A 21,382-nucleotide genomic window follows, 5' to 3' on the forward strand; every position below is an offset into this window, starting at 1 on the left:
TTTGAACACAGCGTTAATTGTCCCAGGCCTGCGCCGTATCCCGGCGATGGCGGTGGAATCCAGCCACGAACTCAGCGTGGTCAAACCGTGAGCGTTTCTCTCAGCCGTCTCGAGCGTCAGCTCGGTTACACCTTCAAGGACCAGGAACTGATGGTCCTGGCCCTCACGCACCGCAGCTTTGCCGGACGCAACAACGAGCGTCTGGAATTCCTCGGCGATGCGATCCTCAACTTCGTCGCCGGTGAGGCCCTGTTCGAGCGCTTCCCGCTGGCCCGCGAAGGCCAGTTGTCGCGTTTGCGTGCGCGTCTGGTGAAAGGCGAGACCCTGGCCGTTCTGGCCCGTGGTTTCGATCTGGGCGAATACCTGCGCCTGGGTTCCGGTGAGCTGAAAAGCGGTGGTTTCCGTCGTGAGTCGATTCTGGCTGATGCCCTGGAAGCGCTGATCGGCGCGATCTACCTCGATGCCGGCATGGAAGTCGCCCGCGAGCGCGTCCTGGCCTGGCTGGCCGGCGAGTTCGAAGGCCTGACGCTGGTCGACACCAACAAGGATCCGAAGACCCGCCTGCAGGAATTCCTGCAATCGCGCGGTTGCGAGCTGCCACGCTACGAAGTCGTGGATATCCAGGGCGAGCCGCACTGCCGTACCTTCTTCGTCGAGTGCGAAGTTGTCCTATTGAATGAAAAAAGCCGGGGTCAGGGTGTGAGCCGTCGCATTGCCGAACAGGTAGCGGCCGCCGCAGCACTGATTGCCCTGGGTGTGGAGAATGGCAATGACTGATACAAACGCAACTCGCTGTGGCTACGTTGCCATCGTCGGCCGTCCGAACGTGGGCAAGTCCACGCTGCTGAACCACATCCTGGGCCAGAAGCTCGCGATCACCTCGCGCAAGCCGCAGACCACTCGCCACAACATGCTCGGGATCAAGACCGAAGGCGACGTGCAGGCGATCTACGTCGACACCCCAGGCATGCACAAGGGCGGCGAAAAGGCCCTGAACCGCTACATGAACAAGACCGCTTCGGCGGCGTTGAAAGACGTCGACGTGGTGATCTTCGTGGTCGACCGCACCAAGTGGACCGAAGAAGACCAGATGGTCCTGGAGCGCGTGCAGTACGTGACCGGCCCGCTGATCGTCGCGCTGAACAAGACTGACCGCATCGAGGACAAGGCCGAGCTGATGCCGCATCTGTCCTGGTTGCAGGAACAGCTGCCGAACGCGCAGATCATTCCGATCTCGGCGCAACAGGGGCACAACCTCGACGCGCTGGAAAAGGTCATCGCCGATCACCTGCCGGAGAACGATCACTTCTTCCCGGAAGACCAGATCACCGACCGCAGCAGCCGCTTCCTCGCCGCCGAACTGGTGCGTGAGAAGATCATGCGCCAGCTCGGCGCCGAGCTGCCGTACCAGATCACCGTGGAAATCGAAGAGTTCAAGCAGCAGGGTGCAACACTGCACATCCATGCGTTGATCCTCGTCGAGCGTGACGGCCAGAAGAAAATCATCATTGGCGACAAGGGTGAGCGCATCAAGCGCATCGGCACCGAGGCGCGCAAGGACATGGAGCTGCTGTTCGACTCCAAGATCATGCTCAACCTGTGGGTCAAGGTGAAGGGCGGCTGGTCCGACGACGAGCGCGCGCTGCGTTCGCTGGGTTACGGCGACCTGTAACACCGGTTTTTTGCGACATCAAAGAACCCCCTGTGGGAGCGGGCTTGCCCGCGAATGCGCAGTATCAGTCGACATATACTTTGACTGATTCACCGCTTTCGCGAGCAAGCCCGCTCCCACAGTAGTTTTGGGTTGTGTGTAAAACTGCATTTCGTCATCGAGAATTCAATGTCGCAAAGCCCACCTCCCGCCCAACCCGCCTACGTCCTCCACTCCCGCGCCTACCGCGAAACCAGCGCCTTGGTGGACTTCCTCACGCCGCAAGGTCGGCTGCGGGCTGTGTTGCGCAGCGCGCGGGGCAAGGCCGGGACGCTGGCGCGACCGTTCGTGCCGCTGGAGGTCGAGTTTCGTGGCAAGGGTGAGTTGAAGAACGTCGGTCGCATGGAAAGTGTCGGTAACGCGACGTGGATGGTTGGCGAGGCGCTGTTCAGCGGTCTCTATCTCAACGAGTTACTGATACGCCTGTTGCCGGCCGAAGACCCGCATCCGGCGGTGTTCGATCATTACGCGGCCACCTTGTTGGCCTTGGCGGAAGGTCGGCCACTGGAACCCCTGCTGCGTTCCTTCGAATGGCGCCTGCTCGACGACCTCGGCTATGGCTTCTCCCTGAACACCGACATCAATGACGAGCCTATCGCTGCGGACGGCCTCTATCGCTTGCAGGTGGATGCCGGACTCGAGCGGGTCTACCTGCTGCAACCCGGTCTGTTCAACGGCACCGAACTGCTGGCCATGGCCGAAGCCGACTGGTCAGCCCCCGGCGCGTTGTCCGCCGCCAAACGCTTGATGCGCCAGGCACTTGCTGTTCACCTGGGCGGTCGCCCCCTCGTCAGTCGCGAGCTGTTTCGCAAGCCGTAGCCCCGTGTATGCTGTGCGCCGAATCTTTCCCTTCAGGAGCGCATCCGTGACCACCAGCAATCGCATTCTTCTTGGCGTGAACATCGACCACGTCGCCACCCTGCGTCAGGCTCGCGGCACACGCTATCCGGATCCGGTCAAGGCTGCGCTGGACGCGGAAGAGGCGGGCGCCGACGGCATCACCGTGCACCTGCGCGAGGACCGTCGCCATATCCAGGAGCGCGACGTGCTGCTGCTCAAGGATGTGCTGCAAACCCGCATGAACTTCGAAATGGGCGTCACCGAAGAAATGATGGCGTTCGCCGAGCGCATCCGTCCGGCGCACATCTGCCTGGTGCCGGAAACCCGTCAGGAGTTGACCACCGAGGGTGGTCTGGACGTGGCGGGGCAGGAGGAGAGGATCAAGGCGGCGGTGGAGCGTCTGTCGAAGATCGGCAGCGAAGTGTCGCTGTTCATCGACGCTGACGAGCGGCAGATCGCTGCCTCGAAACGTGTGGGCGCACCGGCCATCGAGCTGCACACCGGGCGCTACGCAGACGCCGAAACACCAACCGAAGTGGCCGAAGAGCTGAAGCGTGTGGCGGACGGCGTGGCATTTGGTCTGGCCCAAGGCCTGATCGTCAATGCCGGTCACGGTCTGCACTATCACAACGTTGAAGCCGTGGCGGCGATCAAGGGCATCAACGAACTGAACATCGGTCACGCGCTGGTGGCGCATGCGTTGTTCGTCGGCTTCAAGTCGGCGGTTTCGGAGATGAAGGCGCTGATCCTGGCGGCCGCCAAACACTAAGCATCAACACAGACACTGTGGGAGCTGGCTCCCGCAGTGTTTATCAGAGCGGCGGGTTTTCCTGCGCCGGCTTGGACTTGTCGATCCCCGGCACATGCAGATTGCCTTCGGCGACCTGATCGCCTTCAAGCTGCGGCTGGGTCACCCAGGTCAGGATGTCGTAGTAGCGACGGATGTTCGCCACGAAATGCACCGGTTCGCCGCCACGGGCGTAGCCATAGCGGGTCTTGCTGTACCACTGCTTCTGCGACAGGCGTGGCAGCATCTTCTTCACATCCAGCCACTTGTCCGGATTCAGGCCTTCCCGGGACGCCAGTTTGCGCGCGTCATCCAGGTGACCGCTGCCGACGTTGTAGGCGGCCAGTGCAAACCACGTACGATCCGGCTCCTGGATCGAGTCATCCAGTTGATCCTTCATGTAAGCCAGATACTTCGCGCCGCCCATGATGCTCTGCTTCGGATCGAGGCGGTTGGACACGCCCATGGCCTGTGCAGTGTTCTGGGTCAGCATCATCAGGCCGCGCACGCCGGTCTTCGAAGTGACGGCCGGTTGCCACAGCGATTCCTGATAACCGATGGCCGCGAGCAGGCGCCAGTCGACTTTCTCTTTCTTGGCGTAGGTCTTGAAGTGCTGTTCGTACTTGGGCAGGCGCTGCTGCAAATGCTGGGCGAAGGTCGTGGCGCCCATGTAGCCGAGAACGTCGACGTGGCCGTAGTAACGGTCCTTCAGGCGTTGCAGGGTGCCGTTCTTCTGCACCTTGTCCAGATAACTGTTGATCTCGTTGAGCAGGCTGTTGTCTTCACCGGCGGCCACTGCCCAGCTCTGGCTACGGGCATCGCCAAGGTCGAAGGCGACGCGGATGTTGGTGAAGTACACCTGGTTCATCGCCACTTCGTTGGAATCGACCAGGGTCAGGTCGATCTGGCCTTCATCGACCATGCGCAGCAGATCGACCACCTCGACGGCGTCGGATTCTTCGTATTCGATCCCAGGATATTTCTGTTTCAGCTCGGCGAGCTGGTCGGCGTGGGTGCTGCCCTTGAGCACCATGATCTTCTTGCCGACCAGTTCACTGGCATCGGTCGGCCGGGACTGGCCGTTGCGATAGATGATCTGCGGGGTGACTTCGAGGTAGGAATGGGAGAAGCGCACCTGCTTCTTGCGCTGTTCGCTGCTGACCAGGCCGGCGGCGGCCAGCACCGGGCCGTTGGGCTTGCCGATCTGGTCGAACAGGTCGTCGAGGTTGTCGGCGGTCTCGATCTTCAGCTCCACCCCCAAATCGTCGGCGAAGCGCTTCACCAGCTCGTATTCGAAGCCGGTCTCGCCGCTGCGATCCTGAAAGTAGGTGGCGGGGCTGTTACGGGTGATCACCCGCAGCACACCATCCTCCTTTACGCGCTCGAGTGTGTTGGGTTTATCAACACAGCCACTGAGCATCAGGAAGAGTCCGGTAGCGATCAGCCATTTGGCGTACCGCGGACGCAAAGCCGTTGGGGAAAACATGTGCGCAGTATACGCAAAGCGCAACGGGCGCCATATCTCGACAGTGGAGGGGTAGTCTGCTAGCGATTGAAAAAGCACCCGCAACCCCGCAGGAATGGGGCCGGACAGCATTTTGTGACAGAAAAAATAAGCTGTTGTCCCGCAGGCGCTAAATCTGACTTCAGAGGCAGAAACACAGATTGTGGTCCGAGTGCAACCGTGCGTAGCGTTTCGGGTGATGTTGAGGGCGGTTTAGGCTAGAATGCACGGCCTCAAAGCACACCCCTTCCCGAGGCTGTCCCGAAGATGTTGATCCTGCGCGGCGCTCCTGCCCTTTCTGCCTTTCGCCACAGCAAACTCCTTGAGCAACTGAGCCAGAAGGTTCCAGCTGTCAGTGGCCTGTATGCTGAATTCGCTCACTTCGCCGAAGTCACCGGCGTCCTGACCGGCGACGAACAGCAGGTGCTTGCGCGCCTTCTGAAGTACGGTCCAAGCGTTCCGGTACAAGAGCCGACCGGTCGTCTGTTCCTGGTGTTGCCGCGTTTCGGCACCATCTCGCCATGGTCGAGCAAGGCCAGCGACATCGCCCGCAACTGCGGCCTGAGCAAGATCCAGCGCCTGGAGCGCGGTATCGCGTTCTATGTGGCCGGTCAGTTCAGCGACGCTCAGGCGCAGCAGATCGCCGACGTACTGCATGACCGCATGACCCAGATCGTTCTGGCCAACCTCGAAGAGGCTGCCGGCCTGTTCAGCCACGCCGAGCCGAAGCCGCTGACCGCCATCGACATCCTCGGCGGTGGCCGCGCCGCGCTGGAAAAAGCCAACGTCGAGCTGGGCCTGGCCCTGGCCGAAGACGAGATCGACTACCTGGTCAACGCTTTCAACGGTCTCAAGCGCAACCCGCACGACATCGAACTGATGATGTTCGCCCAGGCCAACTCCGAGCACTGCCGCCACAAGATCTTCAACGCCAGTTGGGATATTGACGGCGAGAGCCAGGAAAAAAGCCTGTTCGGCATGATCAAGAACACCTATCAGATGCACAGTGAAGGCGTGCTGTCCGCTTACAAGGACAACGCCTCGGTGATCGTCGGCAACGTTGCCGGCCGCTTCTTCCCGGATCCGGAAACCCGCCAGTACGGCGCGGTGCAGGAGCCGGTGCACATCCTGATGAAGGTCGAAACCCACAACCACCCGACCGCGATCGCTCCGTTCCCGGGCGCGTCCACCGGTTCCGGTGGCGAGATCCGCGACGAAGGTGCAACCGGCCGTGGCGCCAAGCCGAAGGCCGGCCTGACCGGTTTCACCGTATCGAACCTGCAGATCCCGGGCTTCGAACAGCCGTGGGAAGTGCCGTACGGCAAGCCTGAGCGCATCGTCAATGCGCTGGACATCATGATCGAAGGCCCGCTGGGCGGCGCCGCGTTCAACAACGAATTCGGTCGTCCGGCCCTGACCGGCTATTTCCGTACCTTCGAACAGTCGATCACCACTCCGCACGGTGACGAGGTTCGTGGTTACCACAAGCCGATCATGCTGGCTGGCGGCATGGGCAACATCCGTGAAGAACACGTCAAGAAAGGCGAGATCGTCGTCGGCTCCAAGCTGATCGTCCTCGGCGGCCCGGCGATGCTGATCGGTCTGGGCGGCGGCGCTGCCTCCTCCATGGCCACCGGCACCAGCTCGGCAGATCTGGACTTCGCTTCCGTGCAGCGTGAAAACCCTGAAATGGAACGTCGCTGCCAGGAAGTCATCGACCGTTGCTGGCAGCTGGGCGACAAGAACCCGATCAGCTTCATCCACGACGTGGGTGCGGGCGGTCTGTCCAACGCCTTCCCTGAACTGGTCAACGACGGCGACCGCGGTGGCCGTTTCGAACTGCGCAACATTCCAAACGACGAGCCGGGCATGGCCCCGCACGAAATCTGGTCCAACGAATCCCAGGAACGTTACGTTCTGGCAGTCGGCCCGGCCGACTTCGAGCGTTTCAAGGCGATCTGTGAGCGTGAGCGTTGCCCGTTTGCCGTCGTCGGTGAAGCCACCGCCGAGCCGCAACTGACCGTGACCGACAGCCACTTCGGCAACAACCCGGTGGACATGCCACTGGAAGTGTTGCTGGGCAAGGCGCCGCGCATGCACCGTTCGGTGGTTCGCGAAGCCGAGCTGGGCGATGACTTCGATCCGTCGAACCTCGACATCGCCGATTCCATCGAGCGCGTCCTGCATCACCCGGCCGTGGCGAGCAAAAGCTTCCTGATCACCATCGGCGACCGCACCATCACCGGCCTCGTGGCCCGTGACCAGATGGTCGGCCCATGGCAGGTTCCGGTGGCTGACGTGGCCGTCACCGCCACCAGTTTCGACGTCTACACCGGTGAAGCGATGGCGATGGGCGAGCGCACTCCGCTGGCGCTGCTGGACGCTCCGGCTTCGGGCCGCATGGCGATCGGCGAAACCCTGACCAACATTGCCGCCTCGCGCATCAACAAGCTCTCCGACATCAAACTGTCGGCGAACTGGATGTCCGCTGCCGGCCACCCTGGCGAAGACGCGCGTCTGTACGACACCGTGAAAGCGGTCGGCATGGAACTGTGCCCAGAGCTGGGCCTGACCATTCCGGTGGGCAAGGACTCCATGTCCATGGCCACACGCTGGAACGACAACGGCGAAGACAAGACCGTTACCTCGCCGATGTCCCTGATCGTGACCGGTTTCGCGCCAGTGGCTGACATCCGTCAGACCCTGACCCCGGAACTGCGCATGGACAAGGGCACCACCGACCTGATCCTGATCGACCTCGGTCGCGGCCAGAACCGCATGGGCGCCTCGATCCTCGCTCAGGTTCACGGCAAGCTCGGCAAGCAGGCTCCGGACGTCGACGACGCCGAAGACCTGAAAGCCTTCTTCGCCGTGATCCAGGGCCTCAACGCCGACGGTCACCTGCTGGCGTACCACGACCGTTCCGACGGTGGTCTGCTGACCTCCGTGGTGGAAATGGCCTTCGCCGGCCACTGCGGTCTGAGTCTGAACCTCGACAGCGTTGCGGAGAACGCCGCCGAAATCGCCGCCATCCTGTTCAACGAAGAACTGGGTGCGGTGATCCAGGTTCGCCAGGACGCAACACCAGACATCCTCGCGCAATTCAGCGCGGCCGGTCTGGGCGACTGCGTTTCGGTGATCGGTCAGCCGATCAACAACGGCCAGATCAACATCACCTTCAACGGTGACACCGTGTTCGAAGGCCAGCGTCGTCTGCTGCAGCGTCAGTGGGCCGAGACCAGCTACCAGATCCAGCGTCTGCGCGACAACGCCGACTGCGCCCAGCAGGAATTCGACGTCCTGCTGGAAGAAGACAACCCGGGCCTGAGCGTCAAGCTGAGCTACGACGTCAACCAGGACATCGCCGCGCCTTACATCAAGAAAGGCATTCGCCCACAGGTTGCCGTACTGCGTGAGCAGGGCGTCAACGGTCAGGTGGAAATGGCAGCCGCGTTCGACCGCGCCGGTTTCAACGCGATCGACGTGCACATGAGCGACATTCTGGCCGGTCGTGTCGACCTGAACGAGTTCAAAGGTCTGGTGGCGTGTGGTGGTTTCTCCTACGGCGACGTTCTCGGCGCCGGTGAAGGTTGGGCCAAGTCCGCACTGTTCAACAGCCGTGCCCGCGATGCGTTCCAGGGCTTCTTCGAGCGTAACGACAGCTTCACCCTCGGCGTGTGCAACGGTTGCCAGATGATGTCCAACCTGCACGAGCTGATCCCGGGCAGCGAGTTCTGGCCGCACTTCGTGCGCAACCGCTCCGAGCAGTTCGAAGCGCGCGTGGCGATGGTGCAGGTCCAGGAATCGAACTCGATCTTCCTGCAGGGCATGGCCGGTTCGCGCATGCCGATCGCCATCGCTCACGGTGAAGGCCATGCCGAATTCGAAAGCGAAGAGGCACTGCTCGAAGCCGATCTGTCCGGTTGCGTGGCGATGCGTTTCGTCGACAACCACGGCAAGGTCACCGAAGCCTACCCGGCCAACCCGAACGGCTCGCCGCGCGGGATCACCGGCCTCACCAGCCGCGACGGTCGCGTGACGATCATGATGCCGCACCCGGAGCGTGTGTTCCGCGCCGTGCAGAACTCGTGGCGTTCGGAAGACTGGAACGAAGACGCTCCGTGGATGCGCATGTTCCGTAACGCTCGTGTGTGGGTGAACTAAGCGCTGTGTACAAGCTCGCGTTTTTTGTTCCCGACAGCCATGTCGAGGTGGTCAAGGACGCTGTATTCGCTGCCGGTGGCGGGCGGATCGGTGACTATGACCACTGTGCGTGGCAGGTGCTTGGTACTGGTCAGTTTCGGCCTTTGGACGGCAGTCAGCCGTTCATTGGAGAGGCGGGGCGGGTTGAGCGGGTCGAGGAGTGGAAGGTCGAGCTTGTCGTTGGCGATGAGTTGATTCGTGGGGTGGTGGGGGCTTTGAAGGCTAGCCATCCTTACGAGACGCCGGCTTATGAGGTTTGGCGGTTGGAGGATTTTTGATCTTCCTTGGCTGCTGAAATGGGAAACCCGCTGAGAGTGATTTCAGCGGGTTTTTTGGTTTTTGGGGTTGGGTGAATATCCGTTTCTTCGGGTGTTGCGGCTTATGGTTCCGCCCTTACGGCCATCCCTTTCAAGGTCTTTGGTTAAAATGCCCCAAAAATTCAGTCAGGACGACGAAGCGATGTGGGCAGAGGTTTTAGCGAGGTTCGAGAAAAAAGCACCTGCCAGCGTTATGGCCAAATTGGCACTGGAGCACGCTATTGCCCCTGAGTGGGTTGATCAGGTCTTCGAAGAACATCGGCAACGGCAGTATTCTCGTGAGCTGTTGTTCTCGACCATTATCAAGCTGATGTCCCTTGTTTCATTGGGCTTGAAGCCTTCCCTGCACGCCGCCGCGCGGCAACTGGAAGATCTTCCTGTCAGTCTGGCGGCGCTCTACGACAAGATCAGTCGTACCGAGCCAGCTCTGTTGCGCGCACTGGTCACGGGCTGTGCGCAGCGCCTGGCTCCAACCATCAAGGAGTTGGGTTGCACGCAGATGCTGCCGGAGTGGCAGGTCCGGGTGGTAGACGGTAATCACTTGGCATCCACCGAGAAACGACTGGGGGCTTTACGCCACGAGCGTGGTGCCGCTCGACCCGGTTTCTCGGTGGTTGTCTACGACCCCGACCTGGACCAGGTCATCGACCTGCAGGCGTGCGAGGATGCCTACGCAAGCGAGCGTGTTTGCGTGTTGCCTCTCTTGGCCGATGCCGAGCCGGGCCAGGTGTGGCTGGCCGATCGACTCTATTGCACGCTCCCGGTCATGGAGGCTTGCGAGCAGGTCAAAACCTCCTTTGTCATTCGTCAACAAGCCAAGCATCCACGCCTGATTCAAGAGGGGCATTGGCAAGAACCAGTGCCTGTAAACACGGGCACTGTGCGTGAGCAGATTATTCAGGTCAGAGGCGGTTACCAGTGTCGGCGTGTTGAACTGACGCTTCACTCGCCAACGGACTCGGGTGACAGCAGCTTGATGTTCTGGAGCAACCTGCCTGAAAGCATCAGCGCACAGCAGATCGCGGAACTCTATCGCCGTCGCTGGAGCATAGAAGGCATGTTCCAGCGACTGGAAGCAATCCTGGAAAGCGAAATCGAAACCCTTGGTAGTCCAAAGGCTGCATTGCTCGGGTTCGCTACCGCGGTATTGGCCTACAACGTCCTGGCCGTACTCAAGCGAAGCGTCGAGCAAGCCCATCAGGATACTCAGCCTGACGGCTGGGAAGCCTCAACCTATCACTTGGCGGTTCAGGTCCGGAGTGGTTATGAAGGCCTGCAAATCGCGCTGCCCCTGGAATATTTTCCCGTCATACCTCTGGAAAAACTGGCCCAGCGCTTGTTGGAACTGGCCAGAAACATCCAACCCAAACAAGTTGCGAAAAGTCCACGGGGCCCCAAGGTGCCTAAACCCAAAACATGGGTGCAAGGCACTGCGGTGCATGCACATGTTTCAACGGACCGGGTAATCAAGGCCGCTAAAACGAAAAGACCTTGAAAGGGATGGCCCTTACGGCGGGTCACTTTTGACAAACGCCTCAAAAGTAACCAAAAAGGCTTGCCCCTGCGTTCGGCACCTCGCTGTGGCTCGGTGTTCCTTCGTTCCGGGATTCATCCGGGGGCATCGCCTACGGTTTGCTTCGCTGCACCTCCTCTCGATGCATGCGGCTTCGCCGCACGGTCGCTGCGCTCCCACCCCCGGATAAACCCCTCCACTCAGCCTTCCGATGGGGCCAGCACGTCAAAAGCGGTACTCGAGCTAACGCTCATCGTGTTGAGTGGTGGTCCTAAACCTTCGCACTCACCTCACTCCGATCAACCAACCCCTCTAAAGCCGCACTCAAGCTCTGCGCCCGATCCCCCACCAGCAAGTGCCAAACGCCGTCCTCCAGCGCGCTCACACCCAGACATCCAAGCTCTTTCAATCGGCTTTCCGACAACATCTTGCCATCGGCCAGTTGCAGGCGAATCCGGCTCATGGCGATGCAGTCCAGTTGCAGCACGTTGTCGCTACCACCCAGGGCGGTCAGCCATTGCTGTGCCAGCGGTGCAGCGACTGCAACCGGTTCACTGGTTTCGATGACAGCGACAGGTGCAGCCACTACGGCACGCCCCAACGCCGGCATCGCCAGTCGAATCTCATCGGCAATGCTGTCGGCCATCGGCCCGACAACCACCTGCAAACTCCCACCTTTGCCCGGACGCACAACAGCCATCGCGCCCAGCGCTTTCAAGTCGGTATCCGACGCTTTGTTGCGATCAACCATTTCCAGTCGCAGACGCGTAGTGCACGCGCCGACGGTGACCAGATTCTCCGCACCACCGAGTGCCTTTATGTAAGCACCGGCGCGTTCGTTCTCGGTCAGAACCGCTTTGTCGGCGGTGGCAACGTCTTCACGACCCGGCGTCTTCAGGTTGAAGCGACGGATACAGAAATCGAACACCGCGTAGTAGATGACCGCATACGCCAGACCCACCGGAATCACCAGCCAACCGTTGGTGGAACGTCCCCAACCCAGCACCATGTCGATGAAGCCGCCGGAGAAGGTGAAGCCCAGATGAATGTTCAGCGCGTTGGTGATCGCCATCGACAGGCCGGTCAGCAGCGCATGCACCAGATACAAGAGCGGTGCGAGGAACATGAAGGCAAATTCGATCGGTTCGGTGACGCCGGTCAGGAACGAAGTCAGGGCCATCGACAGGAAGATCCCGCCCATTACCTTGCGTCGTTCCGGCAGGGCGTTGCGGTACATCGCCAGGCAGGCGGCGGGCAGGCCGAAGATCATCATCGGGAACATGCCGGTCATGAACTGGCCGCCCTTCGGATCACCTGCGAAGTAGCGTGAGAGGTCGCCGGTGACCAAGGCGCCGGTGGTCGGGTCGGTGAAGTTGCCGAACACGAACCACGCCATGTTGTTGAGGATGTGGTGCAGGCCGGTGACGATCAGCAGGCGGTTGAATACGCCGAAGACGAAGGCGCCGAAGCTGCCGCTTTCCATCATCAGGCTGCCGAAGCTGTTGATGCCGTGCTGGATCGGCGGCCAGATGTAGCCGAACAGCACGCCCAGACCGACCGCCGCAAAACCGGTGACGATCGGCACGAAGCGCCGACCGCCGAAGAACGCCAGGTACTCTGGCAACTTGATGTCCTTGAAGCGGTTGTACAGCGCGCCGGCCATCAGGCCGCTGACGATCCCGGCGAGCATGCCCATGTTGATGCTGGCGTCGAGCACCTTGAGCGTGGAGATCATCACCAGGTAACCGATCACCCCGGCAAGGCCGGCGGTGCCGTTGTTGTCCTTGGCGAAACCGACCGCGATGCCGATGGCGAAGATCATCGCCAGGTTGGCGAAGATCACCTGGCCGGCGTCGTGGATGATCGCGATGTTCAGGAGGTCGGTGTCGCCCAGGCGCAGCAACAGGCCGGCAATCGGCAGGATCGCGATCGGCAGCATCAGTGCCCGGCCGAGGCGTTGCAGGCCTTCGATGAAGAGTTGGTACATGGCGTTTGTCCTTGTTGTTTTTGTTAGCGCAGAGGCCAATGTTGATGACAGGCATGACGCACCGCGGCGGCGCTGCTCAGCTTGAGCAGGTCCCGGGCGAGGCGTTGGCATTCGGCTTCGTGCAGCTGGCGCACGCGATCCTTGATTTCACCAATTTGTACCGGGCTCACCGACAGTTCGGTCACGCCCAGGCCGATCAACACTGGCGTCGCCAGCGGATCGGAAGCGAGGGCGCCGCACACGCCGACCCAGCGTTTATGTACCGCCGCGCCTTCGCAAGTCATGGCGATCAGGCGCAGCAGCGCCGGGTGCAGGGCATCGACCCGTGCGGCGAGACCAGCATGGTCGCGGTCCATGGCCAGGGTGTATTGCGACAGATCGTTGGTGCCGATGGACAGGAAGTCGGCGTGTTCGGCCAGTTGTTCGGCCTGCAGCGCAGCCGCGGGGACTTCGATCATCACGCCGATTTCCGGACGTTGATTGATGCCCAGTTCCAGACACAGCGCATCGACCCGCTGGCGGATGTGCAGCAGTTCGTCGACCTCGGTAACCATCGGCAGCAGGATCCGGCAGCGCTGCAGCGGGCTGACTTGCAACAGGGCGCGCAGTTGCTGGTCGAGGATTTCCGGACGGGCCTGGGCCAGACGAATACCGCGCAGACCGAGCACCGGGTTGGCTTCGACTGGCAGTGGCAGGTAGTCGAGTTGTTTGTCGCCACCGACATCGATGGTGCGGATGATCACCGACTTGTCGCCCATGGCATCGATCACCGCTTGATAGGCGGCGCGCTGTTCTTCGACATCCGGCGCGGTGTGGCGGTCGACGAACAGAAACTCGGTGCGCAACAGGCCGACGCCATCGGCGCCATTGGCAAACGCATCTGCCGCTTCATGGCTGGAGGCGACGTTGGCGACCACTTCGATGGCCACGCCGTTGCGGGTTTCGGCCGGCAGATGGGCTTTGGCTTGCTGGGCGTCGCGACGTTGCTGACGGTCGATCTGCGCTTGTTGGACTTCGGCCAGACGCTCGGCATTCGGCGTCAGTTCGAGGCGCCCGCCATCAGCATCGAGCACCACCGATTGACCTTGAGTTTGATCAAGCAGCGCCGAGCCCAGTGCGACCATGCACGGCAGGCCTTTGCCCCGGGCCAGAATCGCCACGTGGGAAGTCGCGCCACCCTCGGCCATGCACAAGCCGGCGACACCCTGCGCGCTCAGTTGCAGCAAATCCGAAGGTGTCAGTTCGTGGGCGGCGACGATGGCGCCGGTCGGCACTTCGTAATGCCAGGCTTCACCAAGCAGGGCACGCAGCACTCGTTGCTTGAGGTCGCGCAGATCGTTGGCGCGCTCGGCGAGCAACGGGCTGCCGGTGTTTTGCAGCACTTCGCATTGCGTATCGATGGATTGGCTCCAGGCGTGAGTCGCCGCAGTGCCGGTTTCAATCGATTGCTGCGCGGTGTCAAGCAGGGCCGGGTCTTCCAGCAATGCGAGGTGCGCGGCGAAGATCGCTTCTTCGTCGGCATTGCGCTGTTTTTTCGCCTGGGCGAGGGTGCCGTCGATTTCGCTGCGAACCTGATTCAGCGCCGTGTCGAGGATCTGCAATTGGTGCTCGGGCTGATGATTGCCGGCGTCCGCTGGCAGGCTGATCGCGTTCAGGCGAAACAGTGGGCCGCCGACCAGACCCGGTGCGGCGCAAACACCGTGCAACACGCCGGCCTCGGCCGGGCGATTGCGCAACGCGGCAGCAACCGGTGCAGCGGCGTGATGATCCTCCGGCAGGGCGGTGGCCAGTGCAGTGAGCAAGGCTTGCAACGCCGCTTGCGCGTCGGAACCCTGGCAACTGACTTGCACTTCGTCCTGTTCGCCAATCGCCAGACCCATCAAACCGATGAGGCTGTTGCACGGCGCCGATTTGCCGGCGAAATGCAGCTGCGACTGGCTCTTGAAACCTTGCGCCGTCTGGCGGATCAACGCCGCCGGACGCGCATGCAGACCGCCACGGTGGGCGACCCGCACATGACCGTGAACTTCCGGGCCGCCGGACTCTTCCGCATTCGCCGCGGTGCTGTGACGGGCGACGATGTGCAGCAGCGGCTCGCCGACCTTCACCGTTTTCAGAGTGATGGGCCGCGCCTGAAAGTCCTGGCTGTTGGTCAGGATCAACAGGCTGACCAGGCTTTTGCACTGACGGCCGACCTTGTCCAGGTCATAGCGCAGCAACGGCTGACCACTGCTGACCCGCGTGCCTTCCTTGACCAGCATCGAGAAACCTTCTCCCTGCAACTCGACCGTATCGAGCCCCAGGTGCAGGAGGATTTCCGCGCCGTTGTCGGCACGCACGGTCAGCGCATGGCCGGTGCGGGCGACGTGGATCACCAACCCGGCGCAAGGCGAATAAAGGGTGTCGTTCAGCGGATCGATGGCAATGCCGTCGCCCATCGCGCCACTGGCGAACACCGCGTCCGGAACTTTGGCGAGCGTGAGCACCGGGCCGCTGAGCGGGGCGCTTAAAGTCAGCTCTTTATTGTTGTTGTGCATGGCTCGGTCTCATCAGGAAAACGTTCGGTTCGGACTCAGTGCGTACGGGTGACTTTGCTCAGGTGTCGCGGCTGATCCGGGTCCATGCCACGGGCCACGGCCAGGTTGGCGGCCATCACATAGAAACTCTGGATCGCCAGGATCGGATCGAGCGCCGGGTGTTCGGCGCGGCTCAGGGTCAGGTCGCGTTCGAGCACATCATCCGGCGCCGCCAGCAATACACGGGCACCACGCTGGCGCATTTCCGCCGCCAGGCTCAGCAGGCCGGCCTGCTCGGCGCCGCGCGGGGCAAACACCAGCAAAGGGTAGTTGGCGTCGATCAGGGCCATCGGGCCGTGACGCACTTCGGCGCTGCTGAAGGCTTCGGCCTGGATCGCCGAGGTTTCCTTGAATTTCAATGCGGCTTCCTGGGCGATGGCAAATCCGGCGCCACGGCCGATCACCATCAACCGCTCGCAATCACGCAGGGCGTCGATGGCCGGGCTCCAGTCCTGTTGCGCGGCGTCGCGCAAGCCTTCGGGCAGGGCGTTGTGTGCCTCCAGCAACTCGCTGTCTTCTTTCCAGTGGGCGATCAGGCGGGCGCTGGCGCTGAGGGTGGCAATAAAGCTTTTGGTCGCGGCGACGCTGCTTTCAGTGCCGGCCAGCAGCGGCAGGCTGAATTCGCACGCGGCTTCCAGCGGCGAGTCGGCGGCGTTGACCATCGACACGCTCAAGGCGCCACGCTTGCGCAGCAGACGCAGGCTGTTGACCAGATCCGGGCTCTGCCCCGACTGGGAAAATGCGAACGCGACCTGACCGCTGACCTTCAACGGCGCCTGCTGCATGGTGACCACCGACATCGGCAGCGACGCCACGGGAATACCCAGTTGCTGCATGGTCAGGTAGGCGAAGTAGCTGGCCGCATGGTCGGAGCTGCCACGGGCGACGGTCATCGCCACTTGTGGCGGCTGACGACGCAGGCGACCGGCGATCTCGATCATCGAAGCATCGAGCTGTTGCAGTTGGGTTTGCACGGCCTCGAACGAGGACAGCGCCTCCTCAAGCATTTTTGAAGTCAATGTCTTCTCCTTCGACCATGACGGCGGTCAGTGTGAGTGAGCGATCCAGCCGCACGCAGTCGGCCCAGGCGCCGGGTGCAAGGCGCCCGCGTTCGGTGATGCCGAGGTAGTCGGCGGGGAATTGCGAAAGACGTTGCGAGGCCTCGGCGATCGACAGACCGATCTTCACCAGATTGCGCAAAGCCTGATCCATGGTCAGGGTGCTACCGGCCAGCGTGCCGTCCGGCAGGCGCACGCCGCCCAGGCATTTGGTGACGGTGTGGCTGCCGAGCTTGTATTCGCCGTCGGGCATCCCGGCGGCGGCGGTCGAATCGGTAACGCAGTACAGGCACGGGATCGAACGCAGGGCCACGCGGATCGCGCCGGGGTGCACGTGCAGCAAGTCCGGAATCAACTCGGCGAATTTGGCGTGGGCCAGTGCCGCGCCGACGATCCCCGGTTCGCGGTGATGCAGCGGGCTCATGGCGTTGTACAAATGAGTGAAGCTGGTGGCGCCGGCTTCGAGAGCGGCGACGCCTTCCTCGTAACTGCCGAGGGTGTGGCCGATCTGCATGCGGATGCCGCGTGCGCTGAGGGCGCGGATCAAACCGTCGTGACCGGCGATTTCCGGGGCGATGGTGATCACCCGGATCGGCGCCAGCGCCAGATACTCTTCCACCTCGGCCATCAGCGCGGTGTGGGCGAAGTTCGGTTGCGCGCCGAGTTTGCCGGGATTGATGTACGGACCTTCGAGGTGAACGCCGAGGACCCGGGCGGCACCTTTCGGACGCTGCTCGCAGAATTCGCCGACATCCTTGAGCACGCTGGAAATCTCGGCACTCGGCGCGGTCATCGTGGTAGCCAGCAGCGAGGTTGTGCCGAAACGCACGTGGGTTCGGGTGATGGTTTCGAAGGCGCTGGTGCCTTCCATGATGTCCTTGCCGCCACCGCCATGAACGTGCAGGTCGATGAAGCCCGGCAGCAGATAAGGCAGGTCGTTGTCCGCCGGATCGCAAGGCACGCCTTCGATGGACACGACTCTGCCGTGTTCGTGGATCAGCCGGCCGCGAATCCAGCCGTCAGCGGTGAGGATGTTGTCTTCGGACATTTCGCTTCTCTCGTTTGGCCTGGCTGCCGGTCAGCGGCGAAGCTCTGCAACAAAGTCGTAGTAGTCGTTGCGGCAATAGGTGTCGGTGACTTCGATCGGCGTGTTGTCTTCCAGGTAGCCGACCCGGGTCATCAGCAGCATCGCGGTGCCGGGGGGGATGCCGACCAGCGCGGCGAACTCGTCCGAGGCGTTGATCGCCTGGATGTGCTGCAAGGCGCGCACGATCGGCTTGCCGATGCTGTCGAGGTGTTCGTAGAGGGAATCACCCACCACTTGCGGCTTGGGCATGATCGAGGCGGGCAGGGTGCTCATCTCGATGGCCATCACCGTGTCGTCGGCCTTGCGCAGGCGTTTCATGCGCGCGACCTTGTCGTTCGGCGACAGGCCGAGGCGGATCAATTCTTCGTGGGTGGGCAGGGTGATTTCACGCTCCAGCCATTGCGAGCTGGGCACGAAGCCCTTGAGACGGAGCATTTCGCTGAAGCCCGACAGGCGTGACAGCGGTTGTTCAAGGCGTGGGGTGATAAAGGTACCGGAGCCTTGCAGGCGGCGAATCAAACCTTGATCGAGCAGGACTTCCAGCGCCTTGCGCGCGGTGACTCGGGAAATCCCCAGCATTTCGCTGAGATTGCGCTCCGACGGCATCGCCTGTTCGGCTTTCCACTGGCCGGCATGAATCGCCGCTTCCAGGTTGCGCGCCAGTTGCAGGTATAGCGGCGTCGGCTGGGAGTCGTCAGGGCGCAGGGCGTGGAGATCGTTCATGCAGGCACTTCCGGAGCTGATATTGGATTGTTGTCGCTCGCTGTTTCGGCGAAAACTAATACCACTTGAATACCATGTCAACGCAGTGGAAAGGCCTGTAGTCCTTTGGATTCGGGTGTTTGAGGGCGGGTGGTTTCAAGTGGTATTAGAGGTCGGTGCTGGAACGCAAAAGATCGCAGTCTGCGGCAGTTCCGGCGGGTGAAAGTGGTATCACCGTTCAGGCGTTGCCGCAGGCTGCGATCTTTTGCATTTATTTTTTTTGCGGGCGACCAATGGTCAGGGGAAAGGGCCGCTTCGCGGCCCGGAGAGAGCAAGTGCTCTGGTGACAGAGTCAGGGGCGGATTTCGATCATCGTGCCGTCCGGCACCAGGTTCCAGACTTCGCGCATGTCGACGTTGCGCATGGCGATGCAGCCGTCGGTCCAGTCCAGGGTGTGGAACAGGTTTTCCGGGTTCTCTGCGGAATCCGGCGTGCCGTGGATCATGATCATGCCGCCGGGCTCGACGCCTTCGCGGCGGGCGCGGGCGGAGTCGCTGATGTTCGGGTAGGAGATGTGCATCGACAGGTTGAATTTGTCGCTGGTCTTGCGCCAGTCGATCCAATAGAAACCTTCCGGTGTGCGTTTATCGCCTTCAATCAGTTTCGGACCTTTCTTCGCGCCCTTGCCCAGGGAAATGCGATAGCTCTTGAGCGGTTTGCCGTCGGCGATCAACTGCAGTTGATGAGCCGATTTGAGCACCAGTATTTTTTCGATGAGCGGGGTGTTCGAAGGCGTCACGGTGGTCACGAACGACGCTTGGGAGACGGTGACGAACGACAGGCAAAACAGGGCAAGCAACCAGCGCATTGAAACGATTCCCCAGAAGGTGATGCAGATAATTTATTTATAGATCTTATGCAGGCGCTGTCGCGGGCTGCGCACGCGGGTTATCGGCCGGCTGGCGCTGAAATCAAGTGATGGCCGGCTGAGCGAGCGGCGGGATCGATTCCGAGCGCACCGGGTAAGTCTCGGCGCGGCGGTCAGCGAAGAAGCATTCTAAGGTACGGCCCACCGTGCGGAAAGCCAGCTCGTCCCATGGAATCTGCGCTTCGTCGAACAGTTGCACTTCGAGGCTTTCGGGGCCGGCGGAAAAGTCCAGGTCTGCGAGCTCGGCGCGAAAGAACACATGCACCTGACTGATGTGCGGCACGTCGATCAGGGTGTAGATGCTCAGGTTGCGCACCCGGGCGCAGGCTTCTTCGGCGGTTTCGCGGATGGCGGCCTGTTCGATGGTCTCGCCGTTCTCCATGAATCCGGCGGGCAGCGTCCAGTAACCGAGGCGCGGTTCGATGGCGCGGCGGCAGAGCAGGACTTTGCTGCCCCAGGTCGCTACACAGCCGGCCACGATATTGGGGTTCTGGTAGTGAATGGTCTGACAGCTGTCGCAGACAAATCGCAGCCGCGAGTCGCCTTCGGGAATGCGCTGGGTCACCGGGTTGCCGCACTGGCTGCAAAATTTCATGCTGGGGTTCCTGAATGCTGCGCCTATCTTGGCGTGCAGCGGTGTCAGTCGGCAAGTTGTCGTTTCGCGACATGACCCCCGTCCGGGGCTTGGGCGGTCGCATTGATTGGTGCATGATGCAGGGCAAGGCACAGATCGAGAACACTTATGCTGGACGAGCTACTGCACCGGGTAAGCAATCACACGCCGCGCACGCTGGAGACCGACACGCGTTTCCCCGAGGCCGCCGTCCTGGTGCCGATTACTCGCAGTGACGAACCCGAGCTTGTCCTCACCCTGCGTGCCAGCGGGCTCTCGACCCATGGTGGCGAAGTCGCCTTTCCCGGTGGCAGGCGCGACCCGGAAGACCCGGACCTGATTTTCACCGCGCTGCGTGAAGCCGAAGAGGAAATCGGCCTGCCGCCGGGACTGGTCGAAGTGATCGGTCCGCTCAGCCCGCTGATTTCCCTGCATGGCATCAAGGTCACGCCGTATGTCGGGGTGATTCCCGATTTTGTCGAATATCAGGCCAATGATGCCGAGATCGCTGCGGTGTTCAGCGTGCCCCTGGAATTCTTCCGCAAGGACCCGCGCGAACACACCCACCGCATCGACTATCAGGGTCGCAGTTGGTACGTGCCGAGCTATCGTTACGGCGAATACAAGATCTGGGGGCTGACGGCGATCATGATCGTCGAGTTGATCAACCTGCTCTATGACGCCAAAATCAGCCTGCATCGACCGCCGAAAAGCTTTATCAATACCTGAAGCCATCGTTCGAATGGTCAGCCATCGTGAGCCCTGAGGAAAACAAGATGAAATATCGCCTGGGCGACGCCCGCGTCGAAACCCATCCGCAGAGCTGGGTTGCCCCCAACGCCGTGCTGGTGGGCAAGGTCAAGCTGGAAGAGGGCGCCAACGTCTGGTTCAACGCCGTGCTGCGCGGTGACAACGAACTGATCCTGATCGGCAAGAACAGCAACGTGCAGGATGGCACGGTGATGCACACCGACATGGGCTACCCGCTGACCATCGGTACCGGCGTGACCATTGGCCACAACGCCATGCTCCACGGCTGCACGGTCGGCGACTACAGCCTGATCGGAATCAACGCCGTCATCCTCAATGGCGCGAAGATCGGCAAGAACTGCATCATCGGCGCCAATTCGCTGATCGGTGAAGGCAAGGAAATTCCCGATGGTTCGCTGGTGATGGGCTCGCCGGGCAAGGTGGTGCGTGAACTGACCGAGCCGCAGAAAAAGATGCTCGAAGCCAGCGCCGCGCACTATGTGCATAACTCCCAGCGCTATGCGCGCGATCTGGTCGAGCAGGAAGAATGACAACCCCGGAAAGACCCGTCGCCTCGCCCTGCGTGAGCATTTGCGCGCTGGACGAGGATGACATTTGCACCGGCTGCCAGCGCACGGTCGAGGAAATCACCCGCTGGAGCCGCATGACCAACGACGAGCGGCGGGCGGTGCTCGGGTTGTGTCATGAGCGGGCTAAGGCCAGTGGATTGATTTGGATGATCCCTGCCAAACGCTGATTCTTGCGTGGGGCCGGGTGTATACAATTTGCTCCCCGACTTGGCCGGA

The 21,382-nt window shown here is 61.7% G+C and carries 18 protein-coding genes; 10 read left to right on the forward strand and 8 right to left on the reverse strand.

What is annotated here, in order from left to right; all coding sequences use genetic code 11:
- Nucleotides 1-87 precede the first annotated feature (87 nt).
- The 4 genes from rnc to pdxJ all read left to right on the forward strand — a co-directional run bounded on the left by rnc (nucleotide 88) and on the right by pdxJ (nucleotide 3,320).
- On the forward strand, nucleotides 88-777 hold the full coding sequence (rnc, locus tag IF189_RS05205; protein ID WP_085711665.1) for a ribonuclease III: 690 nt from the start codon (nucleotides 88-90) through the stop codon (nucleotides 775-777).
- On the forward strand, nucleotides 770-1,672 hold the full coding sequence (gene era / locus IF189_RS05210; protein ID WP_011332590.1) for a GTPase Era: 903 nt from the start codon (nucleotides 770-772) through the stop codon (nucleotides 1,670-1,672). The genes rnc and era overlap by 8 nt, the downstream gene beginning before the upstream one ends.
- A gap of 168 nt (nucleotides 1,673-1,840) precedes the next feature.
- The gene (gene recO / locus IF189_RS05215) at nucleotides 1,841-2,530 is read left to right on the forward strand and encodes a DNA repair protein RecO (protein ID WP_039769514.1); all 690 of its coding nucleotides are present in this window, start codon (nucleotides 1,841-1,843) and stop codon (nucleotides 2,528-2,530) included.
- A 46-nt stretch (nucleotides 2,531-2,576) separates the two neighbouring features.
- Nucleotides 2,577-3,320 carry a pyridoxine 5'-phosphate synthase gene (gene pdxJ, locus IF189_RS05220; RefSeq protein ID WP_038357694.1) on the forward strand — a complete coding sequence of 248 codons (744 nt, stop codon included), beginning with the start codon at nucleotides 2,577-2,579 and terminating at the stop codon, nucleotides 3,318-3,320.
- Nucleotides 3,321-3,363: 43 nt separating this feature from the next.
- Here pdxJ and mltF read toward each other — a convergent pair whose 3' ends face one another.
- Nucleotides 3,364-4,824 (reverse strand): membrane-bound lytic murein transglycosylase MltF, encoded by a 1,461-nt coding sequence (mltF, locus tag IF189_RS05225; protein ID WP_085711664.1) that lies wholly within the window; start codon nucleotides 4,822-4,824, stop codon nucleotides 3,364-3,366.
- A 285-nt stretch (nucleotides 4,825-5,109) separates the two neighbouring features.
- Between mltF and purL the strand changes: the two genes are divergently transcribed.
- The 3 genes from purL to IF189_RS05240 all read left to right on the forward strand — a co-directional run bounded on the left by purL (nucleotide 5,110) and on the right by IF189_RS05240 (nucleotide 10,857).
- Complete coding sequence (gene purL / locus IF189_RS05230) at nucleotides 5,110-9,006, forward strand: phosphoribosylformylglycinamidine synthase (RefSeq protein WP_134825578.1); 3,897 nt, start codon at nucleotides 5,110-5,112, stop codon at nucleotides 9,004-9,006.
- Between the two features lie 5 nt (nucleotides 9,007-9,011).
- Entirely contained in the window at nucleotides 9,012-9,323 is a 312-nt protein-coding gene (locus IF189_RS05235) for a YqfO family protein (RefSeq protein WP_134825579.1), read from the forward strand.
- Nucleotides 9,324-9,555: 232 nt separating this feature from the next.
- Nucleotides 9,556-10,857, forward strand: a complete 1,302-nt coding sequence (locus IF189_RS05240) for an IS4 family transposase (protein ID WP_134828704.1) — start codon at nucleotides 9,556-9,558, stop codon at nucleotides 10,855-10,857.
- Nucleotides 10,858-11,146: 289 nt separating this feature from the next.
- Here the strand turns inward: IF189_RS05240 and nagE are convergent, their stop codons facing one another.
- From nagE to IF189_RS05275, 7 genes are all read right to left on the reverse strand, one after another.
- Complete coding sequence (gene nagE / locus IF189_RS05245; protein WP_192552936.1) at nucleotides 11,147-12,862, reverse strand: N-acetylglucosamine-specific PTS transporter subunit IIBC; 1,716 nt, start codon at nucleotides 12,860-12,862, stop codon at nucleotides 11,147-11,149.
- A gap of 23 nt (nucleotides 12,863-12,885) precedes the next feature.
- A complete protein-coding gene (gene ptsP, locus IF189_RS05250) occupies nucleotides 12,886-15,399 on the reverse strand; it encodes a phosphoenolpyruvate--protein phosphotransferase (RefSeq protein WP_192552937.1) in 2,514 nt (837 codons plus the stop codon).
- Nucleotides 15,400-15,434: 35 nt separating this feature from the next.
- A complete protein-coding gene (locus IF189_RS05255; protein WP_134825582.1) occupies nucleotides 15,435-16,457 on the reverse strand; it encodes an SIS domain-containing protein in 1,023 nt (340 codons plus the stop codon).
- Nucleotides 16,438-17,544 (reverse strand): N-acetylglucosamine-6-phosphate deacetylase, encoded by a 1,107-nt coding sequence (gene nagA, locus IF189_RS05260; protein WP_134825583.1) that lies wholly within the window; start codon nucleotides 17,542-17,544, stop codon nucleotides 16,438-16,440. Before nagA ends, IF189_RS05255 begins: the two co-directional genes overlap by 20 nt.
- Nucleotides 17,545-17,574: 30 nt before the next feature.
- Nucleotides 17,575-18,306 carry a GntR family transcriptional regulator gene (locus IF189_RS05265; RefSeq protein ID WP_192552938.1) on the reverse strand — a complete coding sequence of 244 codons (732 nt, stop codon included), beginning with the start codon at nucleotides 18,304-18,306 and terminating at the stop codon, nucleotides 17,575-17,577.
- 331 nt (nucleotides 18,307-18,637) lie between these two features.
- Complete coding sequence (locus tag IF189_RS05270) at nucleotides 18,638-19,153, reverse strand: L,D-transpeptidase family protein (RefSeq protein ID WP_085711656.1); 516 nt, start codon at nucleotides 19,151-19,153, stop codon at nucleotides 18,638-18,640.
- A gap of 103 nt (nucleotides 19,154-19,256) precedes the next feature.
- On the reverse strand, nucleotides 19,257-19,808 hold the full coding sequence (locus IF189_RS05275) for an NUDIX hydrolase (RefSeq protein WP_096819233.1): 552 nt from the start codon (nucleotides 19,806-19,808) through the stop codon (nucleotides 19,257-19,259).
- A 147-nt stretch (nucleotides 19,809-19,955) separates the two neighbouring features.
- On the opposite strand from IF189_RS05275, the gene IF189_RS05280 reads away from it, so the two are divergent.
- The 3 genes from IF189_RS05280 to IF189_RS05290 are packed head-to-tail and all read left to right on the forward strand — an operon-like array spanning nucleotide 19,956 to nucleotide 21,333.
- Nucleotides 19,956-20,555, forward strand: a complete 600-nt coding sequence (locus tag IF189_RS05280; RefSeq protein WP_085711654.1) for a CoA pyrophosphatase — start codon at nucleotides 19,956-19,958, stop codon at nucleotides 20,553-20,555.
- A gap of 47 nt (nucleotides 20,556-20,602) precedes the next feature.
- Nucleotides 20,603-21,127: a gamma carbonic anhydrase family protein gene (locus IF189_RS05285; protein ID WP_007954617.1), complete on the forward strand. Its 525-nt coding sequence runs from the start codon at nucleotides 20,603-20,605 to the stop codon at nucleotides 21,125-21,127.
- Nucleotides 21,124-21,333 (forward strand): DUF1289 domain-containing protein, encoded by a 210-nt coding sequence (locus IF189_RS05290; protein ID WP_134825584.1) that lies wholly within the window; start codon nucleotides 21,124-21,126, stop codon nucleotides 21,331-21,333. The genes IF189_RS05285 and IF189_RS05290 overlap by 4 nt, the downstream gene beginning before the upstream one ends.
- Nucleotides 21,334-21,382: the final 49 nt, after the last annotated feature.

This window comes from Pseudomonas sp. IzPS59 (assembly GCF_014863505.1).
GTDB lineage: Bacteria > Pseudomonadota > Gammaproteobacteria > Pseudomonadales > Pseudomonadaceae > Aquipseudomonas > Aquipseudomonas kribbensis.

Excerpts from the sequence above, each read along its gene's own strand:
- IF189_RS05290 (WP_134825584.1), top strand. The coding sequence starts at position 21,124 with ATGACAACCCCGGAAAGACCCGTCGCCTCGCCCTGCGTGAGCATTTGC.
- nagE (WP_192552936.1), bottom strand. The coding sequence starts at position 12,862 with ATGTACCAACTCTTCATCGAAGGCCTGCAACGCCTCGGCCGGGCACTG.
- IF189_RS05275 (WP_096819233.1), bottom strand. The coding sequence starts at position 19,808 with ATGAAATTTTGCAGCCAGTGCGGCAACCCGGTGACCCAGCGCATTCCC.
- ptsP (WP_192552937.1), bottom strand. The coding sequence starts at position 15,399 with ATGCACAACAACAATAAAGAGCTGACTTTAAGCGCCCCGCTCAGCGGC.
- nagA (WP_134825583.1), bottom strand. The coding sequence starts at position 17,544 with ATGTCCGAAGACAACATCCTCACCGCTGACGGCTGGATTCGCGGCCGG.
- mltF (WP_085711664.1), bottom strand. The coding sequence starts at position 4,824 with ATGTTTTCCCCAACGGCTTTGCGTCCGCGGTACGCCAAATGGCTGATC.
- IF189_RS05240 (WP_134828704.1), top strand. The coding sequence starts at position 9,556 with ATGGCCAAATTGGCACTGGAGCACGCTATTGCCCCTGAGTGGGTTGAT.
- purL (WP_134825578.1), top strand. The coding sequence starts at position 5,110 with ATGTTGATCCTGCGCGGCGCTCCTGCCCTTTCTGCCTTTCGCCACAGC.
- IF189_RS05265 (WP_192552938.1), bottom strand. The coding sequence starts at position 18,306 with ATGAACGATCTCCACGCCCTGCGCCCTGACGACTCCCAGCCGACGCCG.
- IF189_RS05285 (WP_007954617.1), top strand. The coding sequence starts at position 20,603 with ATGAAATATCGCCTGGGCGACGCCCGCGTCGAAACCCATCCGCAGAGC.
- IF189_RS05280 (WP_085711654.1), top strand. The coding sequence starts at position 19,956 with ATGCTGGACGAGCTACTGCACCGGGTAAGCAATCACACGCCGCGCACG.
- era (WP_011332590.1), top strand. The coding sequence starts at position 770 with ATGACTGATACAAACGCAACTCGCTGTGGCTACGTTGCCATCGTCGGC.
- recO (WP_039769514.1), top strand. The coding sequence starts at position 1,841 with ATGTCGCAAAGCCCACCTCCCGCCCAACCCGCCTACGTCCTCCACTCC.
- IF189_RS05270 (WP_085711656.1), bottom strand. The coding sequence starts at position 19,153 with ATGCGCTGGTTGCTTGCCCTGTTTTGCCTGTCGTTCGTCACCGTCTCC.